Origin of the sequence: Rhizobium sp. BK491, from assembly GCF_014194925.1 — a bacterium.
GTDB lineage: Bacteria > Pseudomonadota > Alphaproteobacteria > Rhizobiales > Rhizobiaceae > Rhizobium.
The window spans coordinates 652,832-665,921 of sequence record NZ_JACIAR010000002.1; the positions used below are offsets into that span (position 1 = coordinate 652,832).

Annotated in this window: 11 protein-coding genes; 10 read left to right on the plus strand and 1 reads right to left on the minus strand. The window is 61.3% G+C overall.

The window, feature by feature from the left end; translation table 11 throughout:
* Positions 1 to 4: 4 nt before the first annotated feature.
* The 7 genes from FHX05_RS11055 (at position 5) to FHX05_RS11085 (ending at position 9,097) form a co-directional block, all read left to right on the plus strand.
* Positions 5 to 988: a bifunctional riboflavin kinase/FAD synthetase gene (locus FHX05_RS11055; protein WP_183871653.1), complete on the plus strand. Its 984-nt coding sequence runs from the start codon at positions 5 to 7 to the stop codon at positions 986 to 988.
* Between the two features lie 151 nt (positions 989 to 1,139).
* On the plus strand, positions 1,140 to 2,516 hold the full coding sequence (locus FHX05_RS11060) for a cache domain-containing protein (RefSeq protein ID WP_112608165.1): 1,377 nt from the start codon (positions 1,140 to 1,142) through the stop codon (positions 2,514 to 2,516).
* Complete coding sequence (locus FHX05_RS11065; RefSeq protein ID WP_112608163.1) at positions 2,513 to 3,154, plus strand: response regulator transcription factor; 642 nt, start codon at positions 2,513 to 2,515, stop codon at positions 3,152 to 3,154. Before FHX05_RS11060 ends, FHX05_RS11065 begins: the two co-directional genes overlap by 4 nt.
* A gap of 333 nt (positions 3,155 to 3,487) precedes the next feature.
* The gene (locus FHX05_RS11070) at positions 3,488 to 3,685 is read left to right on the plus strand and encodes a DUF3311 domain-containing protein (protein WP_047627888.1); all 198 of its coding nucleotides are present in this window, start codon (positions 3,488 to 3,490) and stop codon (positions 3,683 to 3,685) included.
* Positions 3,675 to 5,150, plus strand: coding sequence for a sodium:solute symporter family protein (locus FHX05_RS11075; protein WP_112608161.1), 1,476 nt, complete (start codon positions 3,675 to 3,677; stop codon positions 5,148 to 5,150). Before FHX05_RS11070 ends, FHX05_RS11075 begins: the two co-directional genes overlap by 11 nt.
* Before the next feature lie 300 nt (positions 5,151 to 5,450).
* The gene (ileS, locus tag FHX05_RS11080; RefSeq protein ID WP_183871655.1) at positions 5,451 to 8,333 is read left to right on the plus strand and encodes an isoleucine--tRNA ligase; all 2,883 of its coding nucleotides are present in this window, start codon (positions 5,451 to 5,453) and stop codon (positions 8,331 to 8,333) included.
* A 134-nt stretch (positions 8,334 to 8,467) separates the two neighbouring features.
* Entirely contained in the window at positions 8,468 to 9,097 is a 630-nt protein-coding gene (locus tag FHX05_RS11085; protein WP_112335401.1) for a hypothetical protein, read from the plus strand.
* Between the two features lie 36 nt (positions 9,098 to 9,133).
* Here the strand turns inward: FHX05_RS11085 and FHX05_RS11090 are convergent, their stop codons facing one another.
* The gene (locus tag FHX05_RS11090) at positions 9,134 to 9,592 is read right to left on the minus strand and encodes a nucleoside deaminase (RefSeq protein ID WP_183871657.1); all 459 of its coding nucleotides are present in this window, start codon (positions 9,590 to 9,592) and stop codon (positions 9,134 to 9,136) included.
* Between the two features lie 72 nt (positions 9,593 to 9,664).
* Between FHX05_RS11090 and FHX05_RS11095 the strand changes: the two genes are divergently transcribed.
* From FHX05_RS11095 to FHX05_RS11105, 3 genes are read left to right on the plus strand one after another with little or no spacing between them, the layout of a single operon-like run.
* Positions 9,665 to 11,626, plus strand: a complete 1,962-nt coding sequence (locus FHX05_RS11095; protein ID WP_183871659.1) for a pseudouridine synthase — start codon at positions 9,665 to 9,667, stop codon at positions 11,624 to 11,626.
* A gap of 6 nt (positions 11,627 to 11,632) precedes the next feature.
* Entirely contained in the window at positions 11,633 to 12,199 is a 567-nt protein-coding gene (rsmD, locus tag FHX05_RS11100) for a 16S rRNA (guanine(966)-N(2))-methyltransferase RsmD (RefSeq protein WP_095434065.1), read from the plus strand.
* A gap of 18 nt (positions 12,200 to 12,217) precedes the next feature.
* Complete coding sequence (locus FHX05_RS11105; protein WP_183871661.1) at positions 12,218 to 13,084, plus strand: patatin-like phospholipase family protein; 867 nt, start codon at positions 12,218 to 12,220, stop codon at positions 13,082 to 13,084.
* The last annotated feature ends 6 nt before the right edge of the window (positions 13,085 to 13,090 follow it).

Here is a 13,090-nt window from a genome sequence, read left to right on the forward strand (position 1 = left end):
GTCGATGACCGTTTTCCACCGTAACGAAACCCGCGAACCGCTTCCCGATGCCTTGAAGGGCGGCGTGGTCGCCATCGGCAATTTTGACGGCGTGCACCGCGGCCATCAATCGGTGCTGACGCGTGCGCTGGAGATCGCCAGGGAGCGCGGCATTCCGGCGCTGGTGCTGACTTTCGAGCCGCATCCGCGCACCGTTTTCAAGCCGGATCATCCTGTCTTCCGCCTGACGCCTGCTCCTTTGCGAGCACGGCTGCTGGAAGCGCTCGGCTTCAACGCCGTTATCGAATATCCTTTCGATCGCACTTTCTCGCAGCGCTCGGCGGATGAATTCGTGCATTCGATCCTGATCGACTGGCTGCACGCGTCGGAAGTCGTCACCGGCTTCGATTTTCATTTTGGCCATGATCGTCAGGGAGGCCCCGCCTTCCTGATGAATGCCGGCAGCCATAACGGCTTCGGCGTGACACTGATCGATGCCTTCCGCGACGAAAACACGGAGGTCATCTCGTCGAGCCGCATACGCACACTGCTTGCGGAAGGCGATGTCGCCCAAGCCGCGGGTCTGCTCGGCTATCGCTATACCGTTCAGGCGCCTGTCATCGGTGGCGAAAAGCTCGGTCGCACGCTCGGCTTCCCTACGGCAAACATGCAGCTGCCACCCGAGACATCGCTGAGGGCAGGCATCTATGCGGTTCGCTTTCGGACGGCCGATGGCACCATCCGCGATGGCGTCGCCAGTTACGGCCGGCGTCCGACGGTAACGGACAACGGGGCGCCGCTGCTTGAAACCTTCGTCTTCGATTTCAGCGGCGATCTCTACGGACAGGTCTGTTCGGTCTCCTTCTTCGGTTATCTCCGCCCCGAACTGAAGTTCGATGGCTTGGACCCGCTGGTCGCGCAAATCCATAAGGACGAAGATGAGGCGAGGGCGCTGCTCGCCGGTGTCCAGCCGCTCAGTGAGCTCGACCGGGTCATCGCCTTCAGCTGATATTTCCCAAGTGGCTGCCGTTCGAATACGGCACCTTGCCGTTTCGAGGGAACTCTCCGACTGCGGGTGTGCATCAACATCCCTGGCAAGCTGTTGAATTCGTGTCCGACAAGGGCCATTGTTCTGCGCCGGTTCTTGGGAGGAGTCATCGTTGACATTACGCAATCAGATTATTGCGCTCGCGCTCGCGCCTCTAGTTATCTCGATCCTGGCAATCACGGCCTTCATTACCTGGCAGTCGGCCAATCTTACCAAGAACAATATCGAGACCTTCGAACAGAACATGTTGAAGGCAAAGGAAACGGAAATCGTCAACCTGACAGACCTCGCTGTCTCGGCCATTCAGGCGACCTATCGGGACGCCGCGCCGGACGATCAGGCTGCGAAGGATAAAGTAGCCGGGATCCTGACGTCCCTTGACTATGGCCCGGATGGGTACTTTTTTGTCTACGATTATGATGGGAACAACATCGTTCATCCGCGTGAGGGATTTCGCAACGGCCGGAATTGGCTCGATTTGACCGATCCGGACGGGGACAGGGTCATCGCGGAGCTCATCAAGACGGCAAAAACCGGCGGGGGCCTGCACCAGTACAAATGGGAAAAGCCCTCTACCGGCCGCATGGCCGACAAGCTCTCATTCGTCGTCGGCCTTGATAAATGGCACTGGGTCGTCGGAACCGGTGTCTATTTGGACGATATTTTCACCCAGACCGCGGCGGCCAACACCGCCATGCGGGCAAACATAAAGGGAACCTTCATCGTCGTCACATTCATTGCCGTTCCTGCCGTTCTGGTCGTCTTCACGACCTGCATGCTGCTGACGTTCCGTGAGCGACGCATGGCTGATGGCCGGCTCAAGGAGTTGACGCAAAGAGTGATCGATGCGCAGGAGGAGGAACGCGCCCGTCTTGCCCGCGAATTGCACGACGGCGTCTCGCAGAATCTCCTTGGCGTGCGCTACGTCATGGATCTCGCCAACCGCAAAGTGCGAAACCAGGTCGATGACGCCGTCACGACAATCGAGAAGGGTATCGATACCCTTAACAGCGCGATCAAGGACATCAGGCGACTTTCGCATGATCTCCGCCCCCGCGTGCTCGATGATCTCGGCTTGACGGCCGCACTAACCGCACTCGCGAACAATTTCGGTGAGCGGACCGGGATCGCAACCGAGATCAAGGCTTCGGGCTTCACCAGCCTGCTGAAGCCCGAAGCCAATACAGCGCTCTACCGCGTTGCCCAGGAAGCCTTGAACAACGTCGAACGTCATTCCGGTGCGACGCGTCTTACGATCAAACTTTGGAATGATCGGGGGCGGGCGCGCTTGAGAATTTCGGACAATGGTATTGGTTTTGAAGGCGCCGGTGACGGCAAGGGCGGGCTCGGGCTTAGAAACATGCAGGAACGGATGGCGCATTTCCGTGGCCTGCTTCTCGTTCAAAGCACGGCCGGTGGCACGACGCTTATTGCGATGCTGCCGAAATCGGCCAATGCCTTGCCAAGAGCAAAGGTGGATGCGGCATGAGCAGAGGCAGGATCAGCGTTCTGCTGATCGACAATCACCCCGTGGTGCTGGACGGACTGAAAGCCGTGCTGGAGACTTTCGACCACATAGAGGTGGTTGGGACGGCAAGCCTTGCGCAAAGCGGCCTTGAGGTCGGTCGGCGGACACTGCCACAAGTGACCTTGATGGATATCAACATGCCGAAGCTGAGTGGCATCGATGCGATAGAACTCTTTCGCCGGGAGCTTCCGGAGACGCGGATCGTGATGCTCTCCATGCATGACAGCCGCGAATACATCTCCTCGTCGATCATGCGCGGTGCCGTCGGATATATTCTCAAGGACGTTTCGACCGACGAAGTGGTCTGTGCCATTGAGACTGTGGCGGCCGGTGGAACTTATTTCTCGTCAGGCGTTCGCGATATACTGGTGGCGGACGCGCTGCAAAAAGAGGCCGACCCTCTGACGCCCCGTGAGCGCCACATTCTGGGTTTGATCGTTACAGGCAGGAGCAATCGTGAGATTGCCGAGGAACTTCAGATCACGCCTGCAACGGCGGAAACGCATCGCAAGAATTTGAAGAAGAAGCTAGGCATCGCAACGACGGCCGGCCTGATCCGTTACGCCCTCGACCACGGCATCGCAACCACGGCGGGCTAGCGCATTTCCAGGAAAAGTGCGAAGCGGTTTTCCGTTCGGAATGCGTAGCGAAGCAAAATGCTCCAACGCCCGTCTACCCACTTCTGGGTAGGTTCGGCGATTTCGCATCAGCTAATATCTTGTTCGGGCGGCAGACTCGCCGTAGGACTTTAGCAGCGGCTGGCCTCAGGCGGGCCGTTGGGAGGAATTCACATCCGTTAGTCTGGCTCTGCACAGGCAAAGTTCATCGGCTTCGGCCCTTGAGCGCACATTGCAATCGCAGGCTGATACACTCCTTCCGCTCTGACAACTGCAACAAGGTGGCGCGCAGGCACCGCGTGAGAGGTATCGGACATGGATAAACGTTTCGGGACGGCGGCCTGCTGGCTGCTCGTTATTCCCTATATTGGTTTGCTTTGGGTCCCCTTCTACAACAGCCACGATCCTGTGCTGTTGGGTTTCCCCTTCTTCTACTGGTATCAACTGGCGTGGGTGCCAATCACCGCTATTCTGACCTGGATCGCCTATCGGAGCATGCGCCATGATGACTGATATCGATCCGACTGCGCTTGCCGTCTTCATCTTCTTTTTGGCGCTCGTCACTGTCATGGGCTTTGTAGCTGCCCGCTGGCGTAGGCCGAAGACCCTTGCTCATATCGACGAATGGGGCCTCGGCGGCCGCACCTTCGGCACCTGGATCACCTGGTTCCTGGTCGGCGGCGATTTCTACACCGCTTACACCGTGATCGCCGTCCCGGCGCTGGTCTACACGGTCGGCGCCTATGGCTTCTTCGCGCTGCCCTATACGATTGTCGTCTATCCGTTCGTCTTCATGGTCATGCCGCTTCTCTGGAGGCGTGCGAAGGATCATGGTTACGTCACGGCCGGCGATATCGTACACGGCCAATATGGCTCGCGGGCGCTGGAACTGGCAGTCGCTCTGACGGGCGTTATCGCGACGATGCCCTATATCGCCCTGCAGCTCGTCGGTATGACGGCGGTATTCAAGGCGCTCGGACTTCATGGTGAACTGCCGCTCGCCGTCGCCTTCATCATCCTGGCGCTTTATACCTATTCGGCCGGCCTTCGCGCTCCGGCGCTGATCGCCTTCGTCAAGGACATCATGATCTACATCGTGGTGATCGCGGCCATCGCGCTCATTCCGGCGAAACTCGGTGGCTATGCGAATGTCTTTGCCGCGGCCGATGCGGATTTCAAAGCCAAGGGGGCGGGTAGTCTGCTGCTCGGCGGCAACCAGTACGTCGCCTACGCAACGTTGGCGCTCGGCTCGGCGCTGGCGGCCTTCATGTACCCGCATACGCTGACCGGCATCTTCGCGTCCAACAGCGGCAATACCATCCGCAAGAATGCGGTGCTGCTGCCGGCCTACACGCTGCTGCTCGGTCTCTTGGCGCTGCTCGGCTACATGGGCCACGCGGCAAATCTGAAGCTGGACAGCGCCAATGACGTGGTGCCTGCACTGTTCCAGACCTTGTTCTCGAGTTGGTTTGCTGGCTTCGCCTTCGCAGCCATCGCTATCGGCGCGCTCGTTCCCGCGGCCGTGATGAGCATTGGCGCCGCCAACCTCTTCACCCGCAACTTCTGGAAGGCTTACATTGATCCACAGGTTTCCGATGCCGGCGAGGCGAAGGTCGCCAAGATGACATCGCTTGTCGTCAAGGTCGGAGCGCTTCTCGTCATCATTTTCCTGCCGACGCAGTTTGCGCTCGATCTCCAGCTTTTGGGCGGCATCTGGATCCTGCAGACGCTGCCGGCTCTGGTCTTCGGTCTCTATACCAAGTGGTTTCGTGCACCCGCTCTGCTCGCCGGCTGGTTCGTCGGCTTCTTTGGCGGCACCTATCTCGTATGGGATGCCGGCTGGAAGCCGCTGCACATGGTCCCGCTCGGCGAAACCGGCTTCACCGTCTATACGGGGCTGCTGGCGCTTCTCGCCAATATCGTCGTGGCCGTTATCGTAAATGCGGTCGTGCCGGCACGGGCAGCAGCACGAGCCTAATTAGATAGACCCTCAAATTGGCCGCGGGCGGAAACGTCCGCGGCTTTTCTATGGATTGCCGCAACTGTTTCCTCTTCCTTTCCCTGGAAAAAACGCCTATGAACCGGCGACCATGACCCAATTTCGGCTGAGCCACGCGATACGAATTATTGGCCCGGCCTTCCGCGCGCTTTAAGCTGCCGGAAGGTCCGGGTTTTTGGCGTCTCGTTCACGAGGCGCTTTCCGCCGCCGAAAAATCCCCGTATGGCTGCGCCAGTTGAGGCGTAAGACGCCCGAGACACCGAGGCAATTGTCACGACTATGACCGATACCGCTGAAAAGATGGATTACTCCAAGACCCTTTACCTGCCGGAAACCGATTTCCCGATGCGCGCCGGGCTGCCGCAGAAGGAGCCGGAACTGGTGAAGCGTTGGGAGGAGATGAACCTCTATAAGAAGCTGCGCGCCTCCGCCGCTGGCCGCGAAAAGTTCGTGCTGCATGATGGCCCGCCCTATGCCAATGGCCACATCCACATCGGCCATGCGCTGAACAAGATCCTCAAGGACGTCATCACCCGCTCGTTCCAGATGCGCGGCTATGACAGCAATTACGTTCCGGGCTGGGACTGCCACGGCCTGCCGATCGAATGGAAGATCGAGGAGAAATACCGCGAGAAGGGCAAGAACAAGGACGAGGTCCCGGTGAACGAGTTTCGCCAGGAATGCCGTGACTTTGCCGCCGGCTGGATCAAGATCCAGTCCGAGGAATTCAAGCGCTTGGGCATCACGGGCGATTTCGACAATCCCTATCTGACCATGAACTTTCATGCGGAATCCCGCATCGCTGGCGAGCTTTTGAAGATCGCCCGTACCGGTCAGCTTTATCGTGGCTCCAAACCGGTCATGTGGTCGGTGGTCGAGCGTACTGCGCTCGCCGAAGCTGAAGTCGAATATGCCGATGTCGAGAGCGACATGATCTGGGTGAAGTTCCCGGTGGCTGAAGGCCCGGCGCATCTCGCTGGCACCTTTGTCGTCATCTGGACCACCACCCCCTGGACGATCCCCGGCAATCGCGCGATCGCATACTCCTCGCGCGTGTCCTACGGACTCTATGAGGTCACGGAAGCCGCCAATGATTTCGGCCCGCGCCCGGGCGAAAAGCTGATCTTTGCCGACAAGCTGGCAGAGGAATCCTTCGCCAAGGCAAAGCTGCAATACAAGCGCGTGAGCGACGTAACCGCCGCCGATCTGGCCGCACTCACCTGTGCTCATCCGCTCGCCTCTCTCGGCTACGGCTTCAAGGTGCCGCTTCTTGATGGCGATCACGTCACCGATGATGCCGGCACCGGCTTCGTGCACACGGCGCCCAGCCACGGCCGCGAAGATTTTGACGCCTGGACGTCGCATGCCCGCGATCTTGAAAAGCGCGGTATCTCCTCCGCCATCCCGTTCCCTGTCGACGACGCGGGCTTCTACACCGCCGATGCCCCGGGCTTCGAAGGTGGCCGTGTCATGGACGACAACGGCAAGAAGGGCAATGCTAACGACCTCGTCATCAAGGCGCTGATCGAGACGAACACGCTGTTTGCCCGCGGTAGGCTGAAGCATTCCTATCCGCACTCCTGGCGCTCGAAGAAGCCGGTCATCTTCCGCAACACGCCGCAATGGTTCGTCTATATGGACAAGGACTTTGCCGACGGTTCGACGCTGCGTTCGCGCGCCCTGAAGGCGATCGACGATACCCGCTTCGTGCCGGCTGCCGGCCAGAACCGCCTGCGCGCCATGATCGAGCAGCGCCCCGATTGGGTCCTGTCGCGCCAGCGCGCCTGGGGCGTGCCGATCGCGATCTTCGTCGACGAGCAGGGCAACATCCTGCAGGACGATCGTGTGAACGCCCGTATCCTCGAGGCTTTCGAGCAGGAAGGCGCCGATGCCTGGTTTGCCGAAGGTGCGCGTGAACGCTTCCTCGGCGAAAAGGCCAACGAGGCCTGGACGCAGGTCATGGATATCCTTGATGTCTGGTTCGATTCCGGTTCGACCCACACCTTCACCCTGGAAGACCGCCCGGATCTGAAATGGCCGGCTGACCTCTATCTCGAAGGCTCCGACCAGCATCGCGGCTGGTTCCATTCGTCGCTGCTCGAAAGTGCCGCGACGCGTGGCCGTGCGCCATACGATGCCGTCCTCACCCATGGCTTCACCATGGATGAGAAGGGCGAAAAGATGTCGAAGTCCAAGGGCAACGTCACTTCGCCGCAAGAGGTGATGAAGGATGCGGGCGCCGACATCCTCCGCCTTTGGGTCATGACGTCGGACTATTCGGAAGATCTGCGCGTCGGCAAGGCCATCATCCAGACCAATGTCGATGCCTATCGCAAGCTGCGCAACACCATCCGCTGGATGCTCGGCACGCTGGCGCACGACAAGGGCGAGGTGATCGCCTATGCTGACATGCCGGAGCTGGAGCAGCTGATGCTGCACCGTCTCGCCGAGCTCGACGAACTGGTGCGGGAAAGCTACGACGCCTTCGACTTCAAGCGCATCGCCCGCGCTCTGATCGATTTCGCCAATGTCGAGCTTTCGGCCTTCTACTTCGATGTCCGCAAGGATGCGCTTTACTGTGATGCTCCGTCGAGCCTGCGCCGCCGCGCCTCGCTTGCCGTCATCCGCACGATCTTCGACTGCATGGTGACGTGGCTGGCGCCGATGCTGCCTTTCACCACGGAAGAGGCATGGCTGTCGCGCAATCCGTCTGCGGTCTCGGTTCATCTCGAGCAGTTCGTCACCATTCCCGTTGAGTGGAAGAACGAGGCGCTGGCCGAGAAGTGGAAGAAGATCCGCGCTGTGCGCAGCGTCGTCACCGGCGCGCTGGAAATCGAGCGCAAGGACAAGCGGATCGGCTCCTCTCTGGAAGCTGCTCCGGTCGTCTACGTCGCCGATCCCGAGCTGCTGAAGGTGCTCGAAGGCCAGGACTTCTCGGAAATCTGCATCACCTCCGATATCACCATCCTGGGTGAGCAGGGCCCTGCGGATGCCTTCCGCCTCGACGACGATGCCAAGGTCAGTGTCGTGCCCAAGCTCGCGGAGGGCCGAAAGTGCGCCCGTTCCTGGCGCATCACGACGGATGTCGGCTCCGATCCGGAATACCCGGATGTCTCGGCGCGTGACGCCGCGGCACTGCGCGAACTTGCCGCTGTCAACTGAAGAAAATTGCCGGATGAATTGCCTTTGCGGCGTTCATCCGGTAAAAGCTGCCTGAAAATGGCCAGAATTTTACGGCAGTTGCCGTTGAATGGGGTCCTATTGCGTTTATTCCGGCATGGCTGGGAAGGGTTTTCATGAGAGCGATGCATAAGGTTCGTGTCGGCGTCAGCTTGGCGGCACTTGTGGTTGGCTGCGGCGCCATGTCTGGTTGCCTTAGCAGCCCGACTTACGGCACCGATAAGACGGCCGGCGTCCAGCTCCTGGATGACCTCGGCGACATCGCCTCCGTTTCGGCCGCTACGCCGAAGGACAAGGGCGTGAAGTATCCGAACCGCCCCGGTCTGGTCGTTGCCGGAAGCAAAGACACTCTGACCGCTCCACAGCAGTCCCTGGCAAGCAAGGACAACCCGGCCTGGCTCGAATCGCCGGAAGACGCCCGCAAGCGCCTTGCCGCGGAAGCCGACGAGAAGAAGAACGACGTCAACTATCGCTCGCCGCTGGCTCAGGCTGATAGCGCCAAGAATCACATGAGCGAAGCACAGCAGACGGCAGCCTATCGTGCCGCGCGCCAGGATCAGGCCGGCAGCTATATCGATCAGCGCCGTTACCTGATCGACCCGCCGCAGCAATATCGTCAGGTTGCCGACCAGGCTGCCCTCAACGATCTCGGTACACCCGAGTCGAAGAAGGAAAAGAAGCGCAAGAAGGACGCCGAGGCCGCGCAGCAGACGAGCAACAGCAGCTGGTGGAAGCCTTTCCAATAAAAGCCCTCAAGGCGGCGGCATCAAAACCGCCGCTTTTCAGTCTTCGGAGCGTTTCGCCTGAAAGAAACCTCTGAGGATGTCGGCGGATGCGGTCTCGCCGAGGCCGGAATAGACCTCCGGCGCATGATGGCAGGTCGGCTGGCGATAGAAGCGCACGCCATTGTCGACACCGCCGCCTTTGGGATCCTCGGCGCCATAGTAGAGACGTCGGATGCGCGCGAACGAAATGGCCGCCGCGCACATGGTGCAGGGTTCCAGCGTCACATAGAGATCGGCGCCCGCAAGACGTTCCTGGCCCAATTCCTCGCAGGCCAGGCGGATGGCGACGATTTCGGCGTGGGCGGTGATGTCGTTGAGCTCGCGGGTACGGTTGCCGGCAGTGGCGATGACTTTGCTGTCGAGCACGACTGCTGCGCCGATCGGCACTTCGCCACGCTCTCCGGCACGGCGCGCTTCGGTCAAAGCAAGCTCCATGAATTGATTTGTAGCCGCCATTCAAGTTTTTCCACTTAACCGCAAGGGCGTGACCTGATAGGGACACGCGTTAAAAATTCAGGCAAACAACAAATGACGATGAATGACAAGCCCAAGCGGCCTGGGTCTAAACCCTTTGCTGGCGACAAGAAGACGATAAAGCGCGATGGCGCGAAGCCTGCGAAGGCCGCAACCGTCAAGGCTGCGGATGAAACCGCAGTCGAGGATGGAAAGGCCGAGCGCATTTCCAAGGTGATGGCGCGCGCTGGTGTGGCATCGCGCCGCGATATCGAGCGCATGATCCTCGATGGCCGCGTCAAGCTGAACGGTGTGCTCCTCGATACGCCGGTGGTCAACGTGACCCTGACTGATAAGATCGAGGTCGACGGCGTGCCGATACGTGGCATCGAGCGCACGCGACTGTGGCTCTACCATAAGCCGGCCGGCCTGGTGACCACCAATGCCGATCCTGAGGGACGCCCGACCGTTTTCGATAATCTGCCGGAAGAGCTGCCGCGCGTTATGTCGATCGGCCGCCTCGATATCAACACCGAAGGCTTGCTGCTGCTGACCAATGACGGCGGCCTTGCCCGTGTTCTGGAATTGCCGACCACCGGCTGGCTGCGCCGTTATCGCGTGCGCGCTCATGGTGAGATCGATCAGGAAGCGCTCGACAAGCTGAAGGAAGGCATTGCCGTTGACGGCGTGCTCTATGGCTCGATCGACGCGACGCTCGATCGCACGCAAGGGTCCAACGTCTGGATCACCATGGGCTTGCGCGAAGGCAAGAACCGCGAAATCAAGAACGTGCTCGGCGCGCTCGGCCTTGAGGTCAACCGCCTGATCCGCATTTCCTATGGCCCGTTCCAGCTCGGCGAGCTGCCGGAAGGCCATGTGCTCGAGGTGCGCGGCCGCACGCTGCGCGACCAGCTCGGCCCTCGCCTGGTCGAGGACGCCAAGGCGAATTTCGATGCGCCGCTCTATAACGCCCCGGCCATTGCCGAACCCGAAGAGGCGGAAGCCAAGCCGGCGCGGACGGCCCCGGTTCGCGCGGGCAAGGAAGAGCGACCGCGTCGGGAGCGTCCCGAGGATAAGCGCGAACGTGCGCTCAGCCGTCTCGATACCAAGCGGGATGCCAAGCGTGATGATCGTCGCGAAGGTGGTCGCGATGGTGGGCACAAGGACGATGACCGTCAGAAGCGCCAGCCGCTCGGCCCACGCCGCAGCGCCAATGTCTGGATGGCGCCCGGCGCCCGGCCGCTCGGCGAAAAGGCAGCCGCGAAGGCGGCCAAGAATGCAAAGACCGCCTCCCGGCGCGGCGAGCCCGAACGCCCGCAGCGCAGCGGCTTCGACCGTCCGGACGAAGGCCCGCGCGTTCGCATCAATCGCGTCGACGAGGGCGATGGCGAGTGGATCCGTTCGAGCGAGGAAGCTCCGCGCCGGTCGCGTGGCGATGATGAAGGTTTTGACCGCAAGCGCTCTCGCGGCGATCGGCCGCAAGGTGATCGTCCCCGCGGAGATCGTCCGTTTGGCGATCGTCCGCGTGGTGAACGTGGTTCGCGGCCAGAGGGTGGCGATCGTCCTCGTGGGAAATCCTTCCAGGGGGAGGCCCGCTCCGAGCGCTCCTTCGGAGATCGGCCCGCGCGTGGCGACCGGCCTTTCGGCGATAAGCCCCGTGGTGATCGACGTCCGCGCGCCGAGGGAGACGAGCGTCCGCGCAGCAAGTCTTTCGGCGGCGAGCAGCGCTCCGAACGTCCCCGCGGCGCTCGCCCGCAGGGGGATCGTCCGTTTGGTGATCGTCCGCCCCGTGGTGACGGACCCTTCGGTGATCGCCCGCAAGGCGAGCGTTCTTTCGGCGATCGGCCGGCCGGCAAGCCCTTCGGCAAGAAGCCAGGCGGCGGCAAATCCTTTGGCGGGAAACCGGGCGGAAAGCCCGGTGGCTCGCGCGGCTTTGGCGGCAAACCCGGCGGTGCAGGTCGCCCGTCTGGCGGTCCGCGCGGTGGTTCCGGTCGGGGTGGCCCCGGCAGGGGCGGTCCCAAGGGCGGCAGGGGCTGACGCGCGGTGAGGATCGTCGGCGGGGAGTTTCGCGGTCGCTCGCTTGCAACGCCGAAGTCGAACGACATTCGTCCGACGGCGGATCGCACGCGCGAAAGCCTGTTCAACATTCTGAACCACGCCTATCCCGAAGCCATCGACGGCACGCGGATGATGGATGTGTTTGCCGGCACCGGCGCCGTCGGGCTGGAGGCAGCCTCGCGCGGCTGCCGGCATGTGCTCTTCGTGGAGAGCAGCGTCGAGGGCAGGGGTCTCCTTTGGGAAAACATCGATGCCCTCGGCCTGCATGGCCGCACGCGCATGCTGCGCCGTGACGCGACGGATCTCGGCAGTGTCGGCAATCTCGAGCCCTTCGATTTTCTCTTCGCCGACCCGCCATATGGCAAGGGGCTGGGTGAGAAGGCTTTCGCGGCCGCTGCCGCCGGTGGCTGGCTGGTGCCGGGCGCTCTGGCGATCCTCGAGGAGCGCGCCGATGTCACAGTTGCCGCGCCGTCGGATTTCCTGTTTCTGGAGGAGCGAACCTTCGGTGACAGCAAGATGCATTTCTTCCGTTACCAGCCGTTGGCGGCCTGACGGAGGAAGGAGAACAATATGGGCGATTATGCTGATTTCGTCGGCAGCGACTATCCGCCGGCCGCTTCCGGCACGCCGAGCGTCGCAGTCGCCTTCGGCTGCGGCGGTGCGCGCGGTCTCGCCCATATTCACATCATCGAGGCGCTGGACGAGCTCGGCATTCGCCCCGTCGCCATAGCAGGCTCCTCCATCGGCTCGATCATGGGCGCGGCCATGGCCGTTGGCATGAGTGGCGCTGAGATCCGCGATTATACGCTGGCAACCGTCGGCAACCGCCCGGCCGTTCTCAACAAGATCTGGAGCCTGCGGCCAGTCAGCATGCGCAGCATCCGCTTCGGTCAGTTCAATCTCGAACGCATTCTGCGAACCTTCCTGCCGCCGGCCATTCCGGAAAGCTTTTCCGAGCTGAACATCCCGCTGAAGGTGGTCACGACCGATTATTACGACCAGGCGGAGGTCGTCATCGAGAAGGGCGAACTCTTCCCCGTGCTCGCCGCCTCTGCCGCCATTCCCGCCGTGTTCATGCCGGTCAAGCTCGGAGACCGCGTGATGATCGACGGCGGCATCATGAATCCGGTTCCTTATGAACATCTGGCCGGGCTTGCCGATATCATCATCGGCATCGACGTCGTTGGTGGGCCGGAAGGCAGCGGTCGACAGGTTCCGAACCGCATCGAGAGCCTGTTCGGTGCCGGCCAGCTGACCATGCAGTCCAATATTGCCCTGAAGCTGCGCCTGCAGGCGCCGCAAATCTTCCTGCGCCCTGCCGTCGGCCGCACCGGCGTTCTCGATTTCCTGAAGGCACGCGATATTCTCGCCATGTCGGCTGGCGTCAAGGACGAGTTGAAATTCGCCCTCGACCGGGTGATGACAGCGAAGAATTAGTATTTA